At 69.5% G+C, this 18,841-nt stretch carries 19 protein-coding genes and 1 pseudogene; 11 read left to right on the forward strand and 9 right to left on the reverse strand.

Annotated elements, in window-relative coordinates:
• Positions 1–10: 10 nt before the first annotated feature.
• From DMP23_RS46125 to DMP23_RS46135, 3 genes are read left to right on the forward strand one after another with little or no spacing between them, the layout of a single operon-like run.
• Positions 11–1,804: a thiamine pyrophosphate-requiring protein gene (locus DMP23_RS46125; protein ID WP_275294464.1), complete on the forward strand. Its 1,794-nt coding sequence runs from the start codon at positions 11–13 to the stop codon at positions 1,802–1,804.
• Complete coding sequence (locus tag DMP23_RS46130) at positions 1,801–2,913, forward strand: enolase C-terminal domain-like protein (RefSeq protein ID WP_337825033.1); 1,113 nt, start codon at positions 1,801–1,803, stop codon at positions 2,911–2,913. Before DMP23_RS46125 ends, DMP23_RS46130 begins: the two co-directional genes overlap by 4 nt.
• Complete coding sequence (locus tag DMP23_RS46135; RefSeq protein ID WP_337825034.1) at positions 2,910–5,861, forward strand: FAD-binding and (Fe-S)-binding domain-containing protein; 2,952 nt, start codon at positions 2,910–2,912, stop codon at positions 5,859–5,861. Before DMP23_RS46130 ends, DMP23_RS46135 begins: the two co-directional genes overlap by 4 nt.
• 67 nt (positions 5,862–5,928) lie before the next feature.
• Here the strand turns inward: DMP23_RS46135 and DMP23_RS46140 are convergent, their stop codons facing one another.
• Complete coding sequence (locus DMP23_RS46140; protein ID WP_238607006.1) at positions 5,929–6,786, reverse strand: SDR family oxidoreductase; 858 nt, start codon at positions 6,784–6,786, stop codon at positions 5,929–5,931.
• 198 nt (positions 6,787–6,984) lie between these two features.
• Positions 6,985–7,404: a CBS domain-containing protein gene (locus DMP23_RS46145; protein WP_037813288.1), complete on the reverse strand. Its 420-nt coding sequence runs from the start codon at positions 7,402–7,404 to the stop codon at positions 6,985–6,987.
• A gap of 117 nt (positions 7,405–7,521) precedes the next feature.
• On the opposite strand from DMP23_RS46145, the gene DMP23_RS46150 reads away from it, so the two are divergent.
• From DMP23_RS46150 to DMP23_RS46170, 5 genes are all read left to right on the forward strand, one after another.
• Entirely contained in the window at positions 7,522–8,079 is a 558-nt protein-coding gene (locus DMP23_RS46150; RefSeq protein ID WP_337825035.1) for a hypothetical protein, read from the forward strand.
• A 55-nt stretch (positions 8,080–8,134) separates the two neighbouring features.
• Positions 8,135–8,560 carry a phage holin family protein gene (locus DMP23_RS46155; protein WP_337825036.1) on the forward strand — a complete coding sequence of 142 codons (426 nt, stop codon included), beginning with the start codon at positions 8,135–8,137 and terminating at the stop codon, positions 8,558–8,560.
• Entirely contained in the window at positions 8,541–8,861 is a 321-nt protein-coding gene (locus DMP23_RS46160) for a DUF3618 domain-containing protein (RefSeq protein WP_337825037.1), read from the forward strand. The genes DMP23_RS46155 and DMP23_RS46160 overlap by 20 nt, the downstream gene beginning before the upstream one ends.
• Entirely contained in the window at positions 8,855–9,127 is a 273-nt protein-coding gene (locus tag DMP23_RS46165) for a DUF3040 domain-containing protein (protein WP_275294460.1), read from the forward strand. The genes DMP23_RS46160 and DMP23_RS46165 overlap by 7 nt, the downstream gene beginning before the upstream one ends.
• A 353-nt stretch (positions 9,128–9,480) precedes the next feature.
• On the forward strand, positions 9,481–10,623 hold the full coding sequence (locus tag DMP23_RS46170) for a M48 family metalloprotease (RefSeq protein WP_134662388.1): 1,143 nt from the start codon (positions 9,481–9,483) through the stop codon (positions 10,621–10,623).
• A gap of 51 nt (positions 10,624–10,674) precedes the next feature.
• On the opposite strand, the gene DMP23_RS46175 is transcribed toward DMP23_RS46170, so the two are convergent.
• The gene (locus tag DMP23_RS46175) at positions 10,675–11,034 is read right to left on the reverse strand and encodes a darcynin family protein (protein WP_134734357.1); all 360 of its coding nucleotides are present in this window, start codon (positions 11,032–11,034) and stop codon (positions 10,675–10,677) included.
• A gap of 9 nt (positions 11,035–11,043) precedes the next feature.
• A complete protein-coding gene (locus tag DMP23_RS46180; RefSeq protein WP_337825038.1) occupies positions 11,044–11,925 on the reverse strand; it encodes an NAD(P)H-binding protein in 882 nt (293 codons plus the stop codon).
• Between the two features lie 101 nt (positions 11,926–12,026).
• On the opposite strand from DMP23_RS46180, the gene DMP23_RS46185 reads away from it, so the two are divergent.
• From DMP23_RS46185 to DMP23_RS46195, 3 genes and pseudogenes are all read left to right on the forward strand, one after another.
• Positions 12,027–12,959, forward strand: a complete 933-nt coding sequence (locus tag DMP23_RS46185) for a LysR family transcriptional regulator (RefSeq protein ID WP_337825039.1) — start codon at positions 12,027–12,029, stop codon at positions 12,957–12,959.
• Positions 12,960–12,992: 33 nt separating this feature from the next.
• Entirely contained in the window at positions 12,993–13,340 is a 348-nt protein-coding gene (locus DMP23_RS46190) for a hypothetical protein (RefSeq protein ID WP_337825040.1), read from the forward strand.
• Between the two features lie 117 nt (positions 13,341–13,457).
• Positions 13,458–13,952, forward strand: a pseudogene (locus DMP23_RS46195) (SRPBCC family protein); the annotation flags it as partial.
• A 710-nt stretch (positions 13,953–14,662) separates the two neighbouring features.
• Here DMP23_RS46195 and DMP23_RS46200 read toward each other — a convergent pair.
• From DMP23_RS46200 to DMP23_RS46220, 5 genes are all read right to left on the reverse strand, one after another.
• Entirely contained in the window at positions 14,663–15,091 is a 429-nt protein-coding gene (locus tag DMP23_RS46200; protein ID WP_337825041.1) for a MarR family winged helix-turn-helix transcriptional regulator, read from the reverse strand.
• A complete protein-coding gene (locus DMP23_RS46205; RefSeq protein ID WP_238607015.1) occupies positions 15,088–15,501 on the reverse strand; it encodes an SRPBCC family protein in 414 nt (137 codons plus the stop codon). The genes DMP23_RS46200 and DMP23_RS46205 overlap by 4 nt, the downstream gene beginning before the upstream one ends.
• A gap of 283 nt (positions 15,502–15,784) precedes the next feature.
• Positions 15,785–16,240: a hypothetical protein gene (locus DMP23_RS46210; RefSeq protein ID WP_337825042.1), complete on the reverse strand. Its 456-nt coding sequence runs from the start codon at positions 16,238–16,240 to the stop codon at positions 15,785–15,787.
• Positions 16,144–17,481 (reverse strand): APC family permease, encoded by a 1,338-nt coding sequence (locus DMP23_RS46215; RefSeq protein WP_337825043.1) that lies wholly within the window; start codon positions 17,479–17,481, stop codon positions 16,144–16,146. Before DMP23_RS46215 ends, DMP23_RS46210 begins: the two co-directional genes overlap by 97 nt.
• A 189-nt stretch (positions 17,482–17,670) precedes the next feature.
• On the reverse strand, positions 17,671–18,840 hold the full coding sequence (locus DMP23_RS46220; protein ID WP_337825044.1) for an iron-containing alcohol dehydrogenase family protein: 1,170 nt from the start codon (positions 18,838–18,840) through the stop codon (positions 17,671–17,673).
• Position 18,841 lies beyond the last annotated feature (1 nt).

Consider the following 18,841-nt stretch of genomic DNA (forward strand, 5'->3'; position numbering starts at 1 on the left):
AGGACTTGTCATGACCGAGACCGTCGGCGACTACCTGCTTTCGCGGCTGCGTGACTGGGGCGTGGAACAGGTGTTCGCGTACCCCGGCGACGGGATCAACGGTCTCGTCGCGTCCTTCGGCAAGGCGGACAACCAGCCGCGCTTCGTCCAGGCCCGGCACGAGGAGATGGCCGCCTTCTCCGCGGTCGGCTACGCGAAGTTCAGCGGGGCCGTCGGCGTGTGCATGGCGACGTCCGGGCCCGGCGCGATCCACCTGCTGAACGGGCTCTACGACGCGAAACTCGACCACGTCCCGGTCGTCGCGATCGTCGGGCAGACCGCGCGCACCGCGATGGGCGGCAGCTACCAGCAGGAGGTCGAACTCCAGGCGCTGTACCGGGATGTCGCGAACGAATACTGCATCGAGGTGAACGTCGCCGAGCAGCTGCCCAACGCGCTCGACCGCGCGTTCCGGGTGGCGCAGGCGTCGCGCACGCCGACCGCGCTGATCATCCCGGCGGATTTGCAGGAAGAGCCGTACGAGCCGCCGCAGCACGCGTTCAAGCAGATGCCGTCGAGCCCGCCCGGGACCGCGTGGCCGAATCCGGTGCCGCCCGAACCCGCCATCAGCGAGGCGGCCGACGTGCTCAACGCCGGGGAGAAGGTCGCGATCCTCGTCGGGCAAGGCGCTCGCAGCGCGGCCGACGAGGTGCGCCAGGTCGCCGACCTCACCGGGGCCGGCGTGGCGAAAGCGTTGCTGGGCAAGGACGTTCTCCCCGACGACCTGCCGTACGTGACCGGCGCGATCGGCCTGCTCGGCACCCGGCCGAGCTACGAGATGATGCGCGACTGCGACACCCTGCTGATCGTCGGGTCCAATTTCCCGTACAGCCAGTTCCTGCCGGAGTACGGCCAGGCCCGCGCGGTGCAGATCGACATCGACGGCCGGTTCATCGGCATGCGCTACCCCACCGAGGTCAACCTCGTGGGCGACGCCGCGGCGACCCTGCGCGCGCTGCTGCCGAAGCTGAACCGGACCGAAAACCGTTCGTGGCGCGAGAAAATCGAGAAGAACGTCGGCGACTGGTGGACCACCATGGACCAGCAGGCCGAGGTCGACGCGAAACCGGTCAACCCGATGCGGATCGTGCACGAGCTGTCGAAGCAGATCCCGGGCGACGCGATGGTCACCGCCGATTCCGGCTCGTCGACCAACTGGTACGCGCGCAATCTCCGGATCCGCGAAGGCATCCGCAGCACGCTGTCCGGCACGCTCGCGACGATGGGCCCCGGCGTGCCGTACGCGATCGGCGCGAAGTTCGCGCATCCCGACCGGCCGGCGATCGCGCTCGTCGGCGACGGCGCGATGCAGATGAACGGGATGGCCGAGCTGATCACCATCGCCCGCTACCACGGGTTGTGGACCGATCCGCGGTGCATCGTCTGCGTGTTCCACAACAACGACCTCAACCAGGTCACGTGGGAGCTGCGCGCGATGGGCGGCGCGCCGAAGTTCGAGGAGTCGCAGTCGCTGCCGGACGTCGACTACGCCGGGTTCGCGCGCAGTGTCGGCCTCGAAGGCGTGAACGTCGACGACCCGGGCGATCTCGCGTCGGCCTGGCGGACCGCGTTCGCCGCGGACCGGCCGACGGTGCTGGACGTGCGCTGCGACGCCGAGGTCCCGCCGATTCCGCCGCACGCGACGTTCGAGCAGATGAAATCGGTGACCGAGTCCGTGCTCAAGGGCGATCCCGAAGCGTTCCACCTGATGTTCCAGGGTGCGAAGACGAAGCTGCAGGAGTTCCTGCCCGGACGGTCGCGGTGACCGTCGCCGCCCCGCACATCGAACGCATCGACGCGCGCGCCTACCAGGTGCCCACTCCTTCGCCGGAAGCCGACGGCACGCTCTCCTGGGATTCCACCACGCTCGTCGTGGCCAGGGTGCGGGCCGGCGGCACCGACGGTCTCGGCTGGACGTACGCCGATTTCTCGTGCGTCCCGCTGATCGAAGGCAAACTGGCCTCCGCCGTCGCGGGAAAACCGGTCTTGGACCCGCCCGCGTGCTGGACCGCGATGCAGCACGCGATCCGGAACCTCGGCCGCCCCGGATTGGTCTCTTGTGCACTGTCCGCTGTGGACATCGCGATCTGGGACGCGGCCGCGCGGCTGCTCGACGTTCCGCTGAGCCGCCTGCTCGGCCGGGTGCACGACGAGGTCGACGTGTACGGCAGCGGCGGCTTCACCTCGCAGGACGACGACGAGCTGGTCGCGCAGCTGGACCACTGGGTGCGCGAGCAGCGCATCCCGCGCGTGAAGATCAAGATCGGCGAGTCCTGGGGATCCGCGGTCGCCCGCGACATCGGCCGGGTCCGGCTGGCGCGGGAGACGATCGGGGACGACGCCGCGCTGTACGTCGACGCGAACGGCGGCTATTCGGTCGGCCGGGCCCGCCGGATCGCGGATACCTTGCGGGAGTTCGGCGTGACCTGGTTCGAGGAGCCGGTGTCCAGCGACGACCTGCCCGGGCTGGCGCAGCTGCGCACGCCCGACGGACCGGACATCGCCGCCGGCGAATACGGCTACGACCTGCCGTACTTCGCCCGGATGCTGCCGTCGGTCGACTGTCTCCAGGTCGATGTGACGCGCTGCGGCGGCTACACGGAATGGCGGCGCGTCGCCGCTCTCGCCGCCGCCGCGAATCGCGAGGTTTCCGCGCACTGCGCGCCGAATCTGTCCGCGCACGCGGCCGCCGCGACCCCGAACTTCCGGCACATCGAATGGTTCGCCGACCACGACCGGATCGAACGGGAACTGTTCTACGGCGGCCTCGACCCGAGCGGCGGCCGGGTCGCCCCGTCGATGTCCACCGCCGGGCACGGGCTGCGCCTGCACGCCGACGCCGCGGCCGAGTATGCGGTCAAGGAGGGCCGATGAGCACCGCCGAACTCCCCAATCCCGTCGTCCGTGTGCCGGAACCGGCCGAAATCGACATCGAAGCCCTCGCTGCCGCGTTGCGCGAGCGGGTCGAGGGCGAGGTCCGCTTCGACGACGGCAGCCGCGCCGCCTACTCCACCGACGCGTCCAATTTCCGCCAGGTACCCCTCGGCGTCGTCGTGCCGCGCTCCCCCGACGACGGCGTCGAAGCGCTGGCCGTCGCGAGGGAGTTCGGCGCGCCGGTGCTTTCGCGGGGCGGCGGCACGAGCCTCGCGGGCCAGTGCACGAACACCGCCGTCGTGCTCGACTGGTCGAAGTACTGCTCCGAGCTGGAATCCGTCGACGCGGACAGCCGCACCTGCGTGGTGCAGCCCGGAATCGTGCTGGACGACCTCAACCGGCAGCTCGCCGACACCGGACTCCGGTACGGGCCCGAGCCCGCCACGCACATGAACTGCACCCTCGGCGGCATGATCGGCAACAACTCCTGCGGCGCGACCGCCCAGCGCACCGGCAAGGTCGTGGACAACATCGTGCGCCTGGAAGTGCTGCTGGCGGACGGAACCCGGTTCTGGTGCGGCAAAACCAGCGACGCCGAGTACGCCGAGATCGAGCACCACGGCGACCGGCGCGCCGCGATCTACCGGCAGCTGCGCCGGCTGCGCGACGAATACGCCGACGAGATCCGCCGCCGCTTCCCGGACATCCCGCGCCGGGTGTCGGGCTACAACCTCGACTCGCTGCTGCCCGAGCACGGCTTCGACATCGCCGGGCTGCTCGTGGGCAGCGAATCGACGCTGGTCACGGTCCTGCGCGCGGAACTGAAGCTGGTGCCGGTGCTGCCGGAGCGCGCGATGGTCGTGCTCGGCTACCCGGACGTCGCGACCGCCGCCGACGCGGTACCGGACATCCTGCCGCACGAACCGATCGCGCTCGAAGGCGTCGACCACCGGCTCCTCTACGACGAACGATTGAAGAACCTCAACGAAAAAGCCCGCGAAGAACTGCCGCGGGGCCGGGCGTTCCTGATGGTCCAGTTCGGCGGGCAGACGCTCGAAGAAGCCGACAAGCAAGCGCGCGGGCTGCTCGACTCCATCGAGGGCGCCGAGGTCGCTTTCCTCGATGACCCGGCGAAGGAAGCCGAACTCTGGCAGGTCCGCGAAGCCGGGCTAGGCGCGACCGCGCACGTCCCCGGCGAGCGAGACACCTTCGAGGGCTGGGAAGATTCCGCGGTAGCGCCGGAGAAACTCGGCGACTACCTCCGTCGGCTGGACGCGCTGTACGCGGAATTCGGCTACGCCGACGAAACCGGCCCGAGTCTGTACGGCCACTTCGGACAGGGCTGCGTGCACACACGGATCCCGTTCGATCTCTACACCGCGTCCGGCGTCGCGACCTACCGGAAGTTCATGGAACGCGCCGCCGACCTCGTCGCGGAATTCGGCGGCTCGTTCTCCGGCGAGCACGGCGACGGGCAGAGCCGCGGCGAACTGCTGCCGCGTATGTTCGGCAACGACCTCGTCACCGCTTTCGGCCAGCTGAAGGCGATCTTCGACCCGACCGACCGGATGAACCCGGGCAAGGTCGTCGCGCCGTACTCGCTGGACGAAAACCTGCGGCTCGGCGGCTCGTGGTCCCCCGCCGAGCCGCGGGACCTCTACTTCCGCTTCCCGCACGACGGCGGCTCGTTCTCCCAGGCCGCCAACCGGTGCGTCGGCGTCGGCCGCTGCCGGCAGTCCACTTCGGAAAGCGGCGACGTGATGTGCCCGTCGTACCAGGTCACCGGCGAGGAGGAACACTCCACCCGCGGCCGGGCGCGGCTGCTGTTCGAGATGCTCAACGGCCACCACGACGGCCCGATCTCCGACGGCTGGCGCTCCACCGAGGTCCGCGACGCGCTCGACCTGTGCCTATCCTGCAAGGGCTGCAAATCGGACTGCCCGGCCGATGTGGACATGGCCACCTACAAGGCGGAATTCCTTGCCCACCATTACGAAGGCCGTCCGTGGAAACGGCCGCGGTCGGACTTCAGCATGGGCTGGCTGCCGCTGGTCGCCCGGCTGGTCGGGAAGACCCGCACGGCGCGGCTGGTGAACCTGCTGGGCAAAACCCGCCTCGCGACGCGGGCCGCCGGGGTCGAGGACCGCGAAATCCCCCGCTTCGCCCCGAAAACGCTGCCGCGGTGGTTCGCCCGGCATCAACCCGCCGGGACCGGCGTGCGCGGCACCGTGCTGTTGTGGCCGGACACCTTCACGTCCTATTTCCATCCGCACGTCGCCGAGGCCGCCGTGCGAGTGCTGGAGGACGCGGGGTGGCGGGTGGAACTGCCGGAGCCGTCCGTGTGCTGCGGCCTGACCTGGATTTCCACCGGCCAGCTCGGCGTCGCGAAACGGGTTCTCACGCGCACCGTGCGCACGCTGGCCCCGCATCTCCGGAACGGCGGGTTGGTGCTCGGCCTGGAACCCAGCTGCACCGCGGTGTTCCGCTCCGACGTGGCCGAACTGTTCCCCGGCGACCAGGACGTCCGGCGGCTGCGGGACCAGACCGTGACCCTCGCGGAGCTGCTGACCCAGCACTCCCCCGGGTACCGGCCGCCGCAGATCCCGGGGCACGCACTCGCCCAAGCGCACTGTCACCAGCACGCGGTGCTGGGCTGGGACGCGGACAAGAAACTGCTGCAGGCGGCCGGAGTGGACGTCGAACGGCTGGATTCCGGCTGCTGCGGCCTCGCCGGAAACTTCGGGTTCGAGCGGGGGCATCTGGAAGTCAGCAAGGCCTGCGCGGAACGGGTGCTGCTGCCGCGAGTACGCCAGGCGGACCGTCGGACGGCGGTGCTGGCGGACGGATTCAGCTGCCGGACCCAGCTGCACGAACTGGACAGCGGCGGACGCGAAGGCATCCATCTCGCCGAACTGCTGGCCGCCGGCCTCGACTCGAAAGACCGCTGAACGTCCGTGAAGGGCTCCTTGAGGGAACTAGATTCCGGCAAGGAGCCCTTCACGGACCGAGCCGCGGTCAGCCGCCGGGCACGGTTTCCCCGCCCAAAGCGGCCAGCACCTCACCGCTGTAATACGAGGACAGCCGATTCGACGCGAGGAACACATACGACGGCGCGAGATCGTCCGGATGCGCCGCCCGCTGCATCGGCGCTTGCAAGCCGAACTTCTCCACCTTGTCCGGCGGGAAGGTCGACGGGATCAGCGGTGTCCACACCGGACCCGGCGCGACACAGTTCACCCGGATCCCCCGGTCGGCCAATGCCTGCGCCATCGCGTACGTCCACGCGTGAATCGCGCCCTTGGTCGCCGAGTAATCGATCAGGCTCTTATTGCCGCGCAAGCCGTTCACCGAACCGGTGTTGATGATGACGTCGCCATCGCCCAGATGCGGCAACGCGGCGGCAGTCACCCGGAAATAGCTGTGCAGATTCACGTCGAACGTGTGCATCCACTGCTCTTCGGTCAGGTCCTCCGGACGGTCCACCGGCCATTGCGTCGCCGCGTTGTTGACCAGGATGTCCAGTCCGTCCAGTTCGGACAGTGTGCGCTCGACGATGTCCCGGCACTGCTTCGCCTCGGCGAGGTCGCCGGGCAGCAGCAAGCATTCCCGGCCCTCCGCGCGCACCCGGTCCGCGGTGTACTCGGCGTCCTCGTGCTCGTTGAGATACGAGATCGCGATGTCCGCGCCTTCTTTCGCGAAGGCGATCGCCACCGCGCGGCCGATTCCGGAATCGCCGCCGGTGATCAGCGCGCGTTGTCCGGACAGCAGGCCGCGGCCCTCGTAGTCGGTCATCGAATCGCGCGGCTGCGGGTCCATTTCCGCGGTGGTGCCCGGCGGGTCCTGCTGCTGCGGAGGTCGGATGCGGTCGGCCACGGGAGTCCTCCCCGGAAAGTCGGTTCTGTTCCTTTCCGGCTACCCGCTGTGCCGCCGTTCAATCGCGGGCCCGCTCCGACGCGGGAAAGGCCGCGCAACCGTCCCCCTGCGACGGTTGCGCGGCCCTTCGCCCCCCTGCCCCGCTCTGCGGATGCGCGGCGGTTACCCCGGTCCGCTACAGGCAAAACGCGGGGGCGATCAGTAATCGTGCGACAGCGCCTCGACCAGCACGCCGGTGTCCGGATTGGGCATAGCGCGGGCGACGTCCGCCTGGGCGACGACGCCGATCAGGTCGTGGCCGTCGATCACCGGCAGCCGGCGCACCCGGTGCTGCGACATGGTCTGCAGGATTTCGGTGACGTCGTCGTCCGCGCCGATCGTCACCGCTTCTCCTTGCGCCAGCTCGCCCGCGTGCACCGCGCGCGGGTCCTTGCCCTCGGCGATCACCTTCACCACGATGTCGCGGTCGGTCAGCATTCCCTTGAGCCGGTTGTCCTCGCCGCACACCGGCAGCGCGCCCAGCTGTTCGCGCGCCATCGTCTGCGCGGCGTCGTTCACGGTGTCCGACTCGCGCACGCACACGGCGTTCGGTGTCATCAAATCGCGGGCGGTGGTCATGGGTTCGTCTCCTTCCTCCCGGTCACTCCCCGGCTACCCGCGTTCCCGGCGGTTACGCCTCCCGGGCAGTTTCTCCTCCGCCCGCCCGGGTAACCGGAGCGCGTGGAAGGAGCCGACATGCCAGAACCGTTCCCGTCCGACCCGGTCCGCGCGGAAGGCCCGCCGCTGGTCGCGGCAGGCCGGTCCGGCGCGCCCCGGCTGATCGTGCTCGATCCGGCGGGCGCGGCCAAACACGACGGCCTGCCCGCCACCTGGCGTCCGCTCGCCGAGGACCACGAGATCCTCTGGTACCGGATCCCGGTCGAGGGCGCGTGGCGCGAAACCGCGGAAACCCTTGCCGCTCCCGGGCACAGCGACCTCGTCACGAGCGGTCCCCTCGCGGCCGAGGCGCTGCAGCTGGCGGCCGAACATTCGGGCTCGCTGCGGTCCGTCCTGCTCGTCGACCCGGCTGCCGAAGGCGTGGTGAGCCCCGGCGACGCCGCCGTCGCCGACGAAGCCTGGCTGGTCCAGCACGACGCCGAGATCGCCGCGTTGCGCGAGTCCGGCGTCGAAGTCGAGGTGCTGGCGCACAGCCGCGACGACCCGGGCGACCAGGTGCCGAGCCCGCTGCCGCTGGGCCACGACTGGGTCGTCGACGCGCTCCGCGAAACCCTCGCCCAGCTGGGATCCCGCTGATCGGTTTCGCCGTCCGCCTGCCGGGTACGCCTCGAAAAAGGGAAGGGAGGAAGCCGTGCTGGAGGAAATGAACCGGACGCCCGCGCACGAGAAGTCCACCGCGGACCTCGTGGCGGACCTGACCGGGGAGATCAAGCACCTGGTCCAAGACGAATTCCGCTTGGCCATGGCGGAACTCCAGACGAAGGGCAAACGCCTCGGCCTGGGGGCCGGCCTCTTCGGGTTCGCTGGCGTGCTGGCGCTCCTCGGCGGCGCGACGCTGATCGCCGCGGCCGTGCTCGCCTTGGCGCTCGTGGTGCCCGGCTGGCTGTCCGCGCTGATCGTCGGAGGCGCGTTGCTGCTGATCGCGGTAGTCGCCGCGCTGGTCGGCGGCAAGGAAGCACGCAGCGCCGGGCCGGTGGTGCCGGAGGAATCCGTCGAACGGGTCCGCGAAGACGTCGAGACGATGAAGGGGGGCGGTCATGACCGAACGCAAAGTTGAGCAGGCCCGGGCGGACCGGGACGTCACCCGCGAGGAACTGGCCGAGACGCTGGACGCACTGAGCCACAAACTGGACGTTCGGACGCGAGCCACCGAGAAGGTCGACGCGACCATAGACCGGGCCGCCGAACAGGTCGAAAAGACCGTCTCGGCACCAGCCGCGGAGAAGGTCCGCGCCGGCGCGCAAGCGGTCCGGAACAACCCGCTCCCGCTGTTCGCGGCGGTTTTCGGCAGCGTGTTCGTGCTTCGGTTCCTGATCCGCCGCCGGCACGCGCACCGGAAGCAAGGCGACGCATGCTGACCGACCGGGAACAGCGTGCATTGAACGAAATAGAACGCGGTTTGTCCGCCACGGATCCGCGGCTCAGCGCCGAGCTGGCCCGCGGATCCGGGCGTCGGCGCCGTTCCGCGCTCGAGATCCTGGCGATCGTCACCAGCGTCGTGATGATCGCGACCGGGGCGTTCGACTCGCGGCCGGGCATGATCGTGGCCGGGGTGGTCGCGCTCGCCGCGCTCCTGGGCGGGCCGTTCGCGGTGCGGCACTGGAACGCCGGATCCTCCCGTTGACCCGCGTTCGCTGAGCACGACGACGGCCTGGTGAGCGACACCGGCTTCGTTGTTAGCGGACCGTCAGTTGTACCGCTACAGCGTCGGTTTCCCCGCCTTCGCTGCTTTTCCTCGCACAGCATTCTGGTTCCGTTGCGCAGCGAAGCCCATTTTGTCCCGTTTTCCCGAATACCCGGTTCGCCGGAACCGCGGCCGCCGGTGCCCGATAGTACTTTCGGCCGATGTCCGCAGGGCGAAAACCCGCCGAAAGGCGTGGGCCATCCCGGGGTTCTTTCCCTCGTCCCGGTTTCCGCGTCCAAGATCGTCTTAGGGTTGGGCGTACTTGGTGATCTTGAAACCGGAATGAGGGGCCCATGCGAAAACGGACCAGGATTCTCGGCAGAACGCTCGCCGCGGCGGGCACCCTCGCGGCGCTGACGATGGCCACGGCCGTCCCGGCGACCGCGGCGCCGCAGGCGGCCGAGCCGACGTCGGTCGACCAGGACATCGCGCAGCTGTACCAGGACGTCGAAGACCTCTACAACGGGCTGCCCGCGAACGCGCTGCGCGGCGTCGACCCGCTGTTCGACTCTCCGGTCAAGCGGCCGGGCCAGCAGGCGCACGCCGCGCAGGGCCCGATCCCGGGCTGCACCGAGGGATCGCTGCTGACGTACGCGAACAAGCTCGCGTCCTCGCTGTCCCCGACCGAGAACAAGGCGCTCAGCGCGCTGAGCGCGATCGGCCAGCTCTACACCCAGGCCGTCGCCAGCGACAAGACCCCGCAGGTCTTCGGCACCGACGGGCAGTACACGCCGCGCGCCGGCGCGACGATCGACAAGCTGCGCGGGTTCTGGGACATCGAGAGCTGGAACATCCAGCTGGTCGCCTGGAAGGGCACCGACCTCGGCAGCCAGGACCGCACGACGCAGACGTTCAAGCTCGGCCTCGACCCGAAGCGGGCCGCGGAAGCGGGCGCGCTCGCGACCAAGGTGCTCTACGAGGTCCCGGCGCTGCAGGGCGGCCGCCACCCGCTGCTGACCCTGAACGCGTTCTCCGCCCCGGCCGACAGCCTCGGCGGCAAGCGCATCATGCTCGGCGACGGCCTGCTCGACGTGGTCAACCACCTCGGCTTCGACGACGTGTCGGTGGAAGCGGTCGTCGGCCACGAGTACGGCCACCAGGTCGACTTCGCGCACGAGAACTACCCGCGCAACGAATCCGGCGAGATGGGGCCGGACGCCTACGGCGGCTACTTCGGAGCGCACGCCAAGGGAGAGGCCTGGAACGCCCGCACGCAGCAGGAGGTCACGTACCTCGACGCCTCCATCGGCGACTGCTACCACAGCCACGGCACCCCCGACCAGCGCAAGGCCGCCGGCGCGTGGGGCGAGAAGCAGGCCGTGAGCCAGAACAACCCGAACCGGATCATCCCGTCCGCGAAGATGATCGAGAAGTTCCAGAAGGAATACCCGAAGCTGATGCCGCCCGCCACGGCGGCACTGGCCGCGGCGCACTGAGCCACGCCGGAACGGGCCCCGCTTATTGCGAAGCGGGGCCCGTTCGCGTGTTCAGGTGGCGATGGTGGCGAGCGGGTCGAAGCCGTACGTGCGGGCGTAGCCGTTCTCGGTGCCGACGAGCAGGTCGACGATCTCGAAATAGCGGTCCCAGAACGGAGTTTCGCGCAGGGCGTCGATCAGGAGCTGGTAGGCGTGGTGGTCGTCGGCCTCCCAGACCCAGACGTCGGTGACGCGCGCGGAGTAGAACTCGGTGTCGTAGAACCGGGACCGGACGCCGGTGGTTTTCGTTTCGATCGCCGGGACGACCTGGGCGGCGAACGCGGCCGCCCGTTCCTTCGGGGTCAGGGCGAGCCATTCCGGCGTGGTTTTGACCAGCAGGAACGCGGTCACCGGCGGATTTTCGTGGGACATTGGGGATCCTTAGGCGTCGAAAGCGGGTTTGAGGTTTTCCGCGCACCACTGTTCGAACGTGGTCGGAGACGCGGTTTCGGCAGTGCGCGCGGCACCGGCGTCGAGGCCGTTGTCCTTGGCGTGCTTCATGTCCGCGATGCCGTGGACGAAAGTTTCGTCGAGCCCGTAGCCGATGAGCGTGGACCGCAGGTCGTCCAGCGACTCGCGCTCGTAGCGGACCGGACGGCCGAGCTGCTCGGTCATGATGCGGGCCAAGTCGTTGGGAGACAAGTCTTCCGGCCCCAGAACCGGGACGTCGGCGAAGGCGGTCCAAGACCGGTCTCGCAACAGCCGGACGGCGACCGCGGCGATGTCCGCGACGGCGACGAGCGGAGCCTTGCGGTCCGGGTCCAGGACGTCTGTGTACACGCCCTTCTCCCGGATCGAATCGACTTCCTCCAGCAGATTCTCGAAGAAGGACGGGTTGGCCAGCGCCCGATACGCGACGCCGGTGCCCGCGATGAGCTCGTCCATCGCGAGCGACGCGGTCACGAGCCCCGCCCGGTCGGCGACCGCGGTGCCGCGGCCAAGCGCCGAAACTCCGACGACATGCCCGACGCCGTGCGCGACAAGCGCTTTCGCCGCCGGGCCGGTAAAACCGCTCCAGCCGTCTGCCGGAGCCCGGGTGGAATCCGGTGGCACGATCCAGAAAACGGCGTCCGCGCCCGCGAAAGCCCGGTCGACCACCTCGGGGTCGCCGTGCGAACCGACGACGACCTCGACGCGCTCGCGCACCGAGTCCGGCAGTCGCGCGGGGTCGCGGACGATCACCCGCAACTCCTCGCCCGCGTCGAGCAGTTCGCTCAGCACGCGGCTGCCGATGTTTCCGGTAGGGGCAGTGATGACGATCATGAAAACCTCCGTGGGGTACGCCCTCGATCCTGCTGAGCGCCGCCGCGATGCCACAATGGGAACTTCGGCACGCAATCCTTGCCTGAAATGGAATTACCCTGGTGAACAGCCTGAATCCGGCGATCGACGCCAACCTCGCGGTCGCTTTGGACGCCCTGCTGACCGAGCAGAGCGTCACCCGCGCCGCCGCGCGCCTGCACACCTCGCCGGCCGCGATGAGCCGCACGCTCGCCCGGTTGCGGCGCATCCTGCAAGACCCGTTGCTGGTCCGGGCCGGGCAAGCCATGGTCCCCACGCCGCGCGCCCAGTCCCTGCGCGACGAAGCCGCCGCGGTGGTGCAAAGCCTGAACGCGCTGCTGAGCCCCGGTGCCGTCGTGGATCCCGCGACGCTGCGGTCCACCTTCACGATCCAAACCGCGGACCTGGTCGGCGCCGCCCTCGCCGTCGGCCTCCTGCGGCTCACCCGCGAGGAAGCCCCCGGCATCTCGCTCCGCGTCCGGGCCGAAGAACTGGAAGCCGGTTCAGCCCTCCGCGACGGCCGCCTCGACCTGGAGGTCGGCTCCATCGACCACGTCGATCCCGAGACGCAGGTCGAAAAGCTGCTCACTTTGCGCATGGTCGCCGCCGTCCGCCCCGATCACCCCCTGACTTCGGAACCGTTGACCCCGGCCCGGCTCGCCGCGGCCGACCACGTCGCCGTCAGCCGCCGCGGCCGGTTCGCCGGCCCCCTCGACGCGGCGCTGGCCGAACACAACCTCCGCCGCCGGGTCGCGATCGTCCTGCCGAGCCACCTGGCCGCGATGGCGGTTGCCGCCCGGAGCGATGTGGTGTGCCTGATCCCCGCGTCGCTCCCCGGCGAACCGCCCTCGCCGCTCACCGCCGACGCGACCGCGCTCGGCCTGCGGCTTCTCGACATCCCGGTCCCGTTGCCGCCGTTGGAGATCGGCATGGCTTGGCATCCGCGACAGTCCGCCGACGGAGCACACCGCTGGCTCCGGGCCGCGGTGCGGCGGACGCTTTGCGCGATCCCGTGAGGGTCGTGTTGTTTTGGCGGTAAGTTGCCCCGCGTGGAGTTCGCAGTCGCCGACGACGAGGTATGGCTCTCCGTTTTCGACACCCTCCCGCAATGGGAAGACGCGTCGGGCGACAGCTACGTGCGGGAACTCAAGATCCCCGTATCCGAGACCGGGGAACTCCACCTCAGCTGGGACCCAGTCGAGCGGAGCGTCGGCCTCCGGTACCGCCAGGGGCCGGACGTCGTCGTAGACGTCTTCCGAGAACAAGCGACCGTGCTGACGATCCACCAACCCGGCCCCGTCATCGCCGTCGAGTACCGCGCCCAAGACTGCATCGGCCGGATGCGCGTGCAGCTCCAGCCAACCTTCGCCCTGGAGGACGTCTTCCTCCGCACCTGACGCCGAACTGCCCTCCACGCCGCAGTTAAACCCCTTCACCTTTCCTATTGACCTTCACCAACGCTGCGCTATAGGCTTTCACTGTCGTTAATCCCATTAACTTCACGGAGCAGCCCCATGCGCAGCATCGACCCGAAAACCTCGCGCCCCCTTCGCCGCACAGCCTTGCTCGCCGTCCCGCTGGCCGCCGTTCTCGCCCCAGCCCCCGCCCAGGCCACCATTCCCGGCCCGACCGCGCTGACCTGCCAAGGCCACGGTGTCGACCCCGCCGCGAAAGCCCGTCACCGGGCGGAAATCCTCATCCACGCCCCGCTGCACCGGATCTGGGACCTAAACACCGACGTGGAAGCCTGGACGTCCTGGCAGAAACCCGCCGCCCCGATGACCGTGCGCCGCCTCGATCCCGGCCCGCTGCGCAAACACTCACGATTCCAAGCGACCGTCCAGGTGCCCTCGGTGCCGCCGAGCACAGTGGTCATCAACTCCACCGTCCGCCAACTCCAGCGCGGCCAGTGCCTCCGCTGGACCGGCCCGGCAGACGCCACCGGCTACCACATCGACGGCGTCCACGTCTGGACTTTCCGCCCCACCCGCGACGGCGTCCTCGTCCGCACCGAAGAAAGCCACTCGGGCCCCCAAGCCGACCCGACGTCCGACATGGGCCTCGAAACCTGGCTGAGCGACCTGAAACCACCGCCGAAACCGGTTGCCGCGACTGACCCGCGCCCCGGACCGCCGCTGCATCTCGTCAGCCACCGGATCACCCGGGACCCGGGCACTGGCCGCGAAAGCAGCCCACCGAACCAGCGCCCACTGCGGCCTCACCGACCACCGCCAGCCCCTCCGGGCCACCAACGGCTCCCCGCCACCAAAACTCCGCCGAACCAACCGCCGCCGCGCCCGAACCGACCAGCCGCCGCGTGGGCCGTCCGGCGAAACCGGTGCCTCGGCGCAACAGCGCAACGGATCCCGCGGCGACGAACCCCGGCCCGAAGACCTCCGCCGCACCGCGTCCGCGCGGATCCGCCCAGAGACCTCCGCCCCACCGCCAATCCACCCCGCGGCCACGCAGGTCCGCTCAAAGGTCCCCGCCGCACCAGCCCGCCTCCGCGCAGGTCCGCCCAGGACCTCCGCCGCACCACCAATCCGCCCGCGGCCGCGCAGGTCCGCCCGAAGACCTCCGCCGCACCACCCCGCGTCCGCGCGGACCCGCCCAAGGACCTCCGCCGCACCATCAATCCACCCCGCGGCCGCGCAAACCCGCCCCCACGACCACCCGCAGCGCAGACCACTCCCGGACGCGGCGACCCCGGCCCCCGCGATCACTCCGAGTCGAGCACCGACCGCAGCGTCCGCAGCAACGGCCCGGCGTCCGTCCCGAACATCTCCGTGTCCACCTGCTCCACCGCGGTCACCGCGCGACCGGCCAGATCGCGGCCCTTTCCGGTCAGCCGCACCAGTTTCGCGCGGGTGTCACCGGAGTCGACCGTCCGGGTCACCAGCCCGGCTGACTCCAACCGGGCGATCACCTGGGACGTCATCTTCACATCGGTCCCCGCCTGCGCGGCCAGTTCCTGTTGCCGCGGCGGCGTTCCGTGCGTTTCCAGCCACCAGCAGCACGCGAGCAGCACGAACTGCACGTGCGTGAGGCCCAGCGGTTCGAGCGTCTGCCGGATCCGCCGCTGCCACGCCAAAGTCACGTGCCACAGCAGAAAACCCGGACTGTCCCCCGGCCCCGCGAACCGCGTCATCGCGCGGACCGCTCCGCGTAGCCGAGGAGATCGCTCATGGCGACCGGAAAGTCCTCGCTGATCTGCGGTCCCAGCTCCGGCCCCGCCGAGCCTTCGATCTCCAGCCGATGCGTCACGCGCGTCCCGCCGCCGGAGAGCGGGGCGAGCGTGTGCCGGAACCGCAGCACCACGTCACCGAAGCGGGTTTCGTCTTCGTAGACCTCGTTTTCGGTCAATTCCGTGATGCGCGAACGGAACGTGTCCTGCCCCTGCGGCGTGACCGACAGCTCGGTCCCCTTCTCGAACGGCCCGTGCAACTCGAACCGGTCACTGCGCTCGCTCAACGACGTCCCGCTGTGCAACGCCCGCAACGCGGCCCACACCGCCTCCGGGCTCGCCGACGTCTCCGCGCTGTAGTCAGTGGTCCACATAAGCCCTCCCAGTTAGTATGCGCAGAGACTATCTGCGCGAAGACTATCTGGCAAGACCGGCCGGACACGACGGTCAGGCGAAGTACGGCCGCGTCGCACTGGGGCGCGGGCGAGCAGGCGGTGATCCCGGTACGGCTACTCGAACGCATCCCAGGCGATCTCGTCACCGGCCACAGTCATGCGGCCAGCAGCCCGAGTCCCCGCACGCACAGGCGAGCATCGGGGTTTGGCCGCGCCGCGGTCGAAACCAGGGCCATGGTCAGTCAACGAGCGCGGCGGCACCTCACGCAGGGCTTTCGTCCGCCTCCCGGCGTTCAGCCAGAATCTCCGTCACCCGCTCCCCGGGCAGCGCGCTCCGCAGCGCCAACGCCATCACCACCGCGGTCAGCACCAGCGACGCCACCGCACCCAGCGAAAAGTCCAGGACACCCAGGTTCCCGGCATGCTTCGAAGCCTCCGGATACGTGCCGAGGTAGCTGATCACCGCGAGCCCGGCGAACCACACCAGCACCCACCAGCCGTGGCGGAAGTCCAGTTTCGGCGACTTCTTCGCGAACGCCTGGTTCAGCGCGAGCAGAAGATAACCGAACGCGATCACCACGAACAGTTTCCAGTTCGTGTCCCACCCGGTCCAGTAGATGATCAGGTTGGTGGAGAACAGCGCCAGGAACGCGACCGCCCAGGTGAAGCCGCGGCCGAGGCGGAACGGGCGCTCGCGGCTCGGCAGCTGGCTGCGCATCGCCAGCAGCACCAGCGGGCCGACCCGAACGACAGGACAGTGCTGTTCGTGACGAACGAAACCAGTTTGTTCCACCCGGGGAAGGGCAGGAAGAAGAAGCAGCCGATGACGAACGCCAGGATCAGGCTGACCCACGGCACGCCGGCGGAGTTCACCTTCGCGAGCCCCGACGGCGCGTTTCCGTTGCGCCCCATGGCATACGAGATGCGCGCGGTGACGCCGGTGTAGATCAGGCCGGTGTCGCCGGGCGAGATGATCGCGTCGGCGTACAGCAGCGTGGCCAGCCAGCCGATGCCGAGCACGCTCGAGATCGCGGCGAGCGGGCCGAACGTGGCCAGGACGTCGCTGCCCGCGGTGAAGTTCGAGCCGACGTGTTCCCAGCCCTGTTTGCCGATCGCGTCGGACGGGGCCGCGCCGATGAACGCGATCTGCAGCAGCACGTACAGGATTCCGGTGAGCACGACCGAACCGATGAGCGTGAGCGGCACGTTGCGTTTCGGGTTCGCCGTCTCCCCCGCCAGTTCGACGCCTTGCCGGAAGCCGAAAAACGAGAACGCGATGCCCGCGCTCGCGACCGCGGAGAAGATTCCGTGCGTCCCGTACGGGGCGAATCCGCCGTAGTCCGTGAAATGCCCGGGATGGAACGCGGTCACGAGGAAAACGACGATCACCAGCGCGATGACCGCGAGTTTCCACCACACGAGCACATTGTTGATCCGGGCGAACCAGCGCACGCCGAAGAAATTCACCAGCACGAAGAACGCCAGCAGCAGGATCGAGATCCCGGTGCCCGCCGGGGTGAGCACAGCGTTGCGGTCGGCGTCGAGCGTTTCCAGCCAGGGCAGGTAATTCGTGGCGTACTGGACGACCGCGAGCACCTCGATCGGCGACACCGCGGCCGCCGCGATCCACGTCACCCAGCCCATGGAAAAACTCGCGAAGGAACCGAACGAATAGTGCGGGAACCGCGCGACGCCGCCCGAATGCGGGAACATCGTGCCCAATTCGGCGTACGTCATCCCGATCAGCACGAACATGACCGCGCCGATCCCCCACGACACGATCGCCGCGGGCCCGGCGAGCTGCGCGGCGTTGAGCGCGCCGAAGAGCCATCCGGACCCGATGATCGACCCCACCGCGGTGAACAGCAGCCCGATCGGGCCGAAGTGCTTCTTCAGCCGCTTGTCGTCGCCCGCGACGACCGCTGGGGACGGCTGTTCAGTCGTTCCGGCTGTGTCCATGGCGCGGCCTCCTGCCGGGTCGGCGGTCCGCTTCCACTCTCCTCCCGCGGCCGTGCGCGCAGAATAAGCGGACATAAAATTGTTACCTTGTGCACCATTCGGTGCCAGGCCGGGATCTTGCTCGGTTCGCCGTTGCCGCACAACGGTATTCGCGAGTTATGTCCGACATCACCGGTTTCCCGCGGCGGACTACCAGGTCGCGCGCAGAATCCCGGTCACGTCCGCCGCCGAGGCCTCCCGCGGGGTGTTCGCCAGCACCCCGTCCGCCAGGGTGTCGGCCACCAGGTCCGGCAGATCTCCTTCGCCGATGCCGAATTCGCGCAGCCGGCCGGCCAGTTCGACCTCGGCGACCAAGCGTTCGACCGCCGCGATCGCCGCGTCCGCGTTCTGCGCGACCGATTTCCGGGCATCGGCGACGCCCAGCGGTTCCGCCAAACGCGCCAGCCGGTCTTCCCGCACCGCGCGGTTGAACCGCAGGCATTCGGCGAGCACCAAGGCCAGCGCCTGGCCGTGCGGCAGATCGAACCGGCCGCCAAGCGAGTGCCCGATGCCGTGCACCACGCCGAGTCCGGTCGTCCGCATCGCCTGGCCCGCCGTATGCGCCGCGAGCATCAGGTTCGCCCGCGCGGCAAGGTCTCCGCCGACTGCGACCGCGCGGCGCAGGTTCTCCGCGACCAAGCGGACGGCCTGCAGGTCCAGACCATCCGCCCATGGATTGGGCCGGGCGGAGAGAAAGGACTCCACGGCATGGGTCAGGCAGTCGATCCCGGCGGCCGCGGTCGCACGCGGCGGCAGGCTGAGGGTGAGCGCCGGGTCGAGAAGTGCGTACCGGGCAAGGCAAGCCGGGCCGCCGAGGTAGCACTTGCGCTGCTGCCGGGGATCGGTGATGACGCCGAGGTCGTTGCACTCCGAACCGGTGCCGGAGGTGGTCGGGATCGCCACGATCGGCAACGCGGGCGCCAGGTCCGCCGAAACTTCGGTGCTCCAAGCGAGTTCGGCGGCCGGACGGTCGTTGACGGCGGCCAGCGCGATCGCCTTCGCCGCGTCCAAAGCAGACCCGCCGCCCAGTGAGACCACCGCTTCCGCCTCGGCGGCGCGCACGAAAGCACCGCCCGCGTCGACGTCGTCGGTGGTGGGATTCGGGTGCACCTCGGAGAAAACCTCGACCGCGAGCCCGTCTTGACATACCAACTTGGCTGCCTGCTCGGGCAACGGAGTCGCGACGAGCCCGCGATCACTGACCAGCACGATCTTCCGCGCGCCGATCGCCCGGATCAATCGCGGCAGCTGTCCAACGGCCCCAGCGGCGAACGTGGCAGCCGGATACGGACCGATTTCGATGGCTGAGATCTCAGGCATG

It is taken from the genome of Amycolatopsis sp. A1MSW2902 (assembly GCF_017312175.1).
Lineage (GTDB): Bacteria > Actinomycetota > Actinomycetes > Mycobacteriales > Pseudonocardiaceae > Amycolatopsis > Amycolatopsis nivea.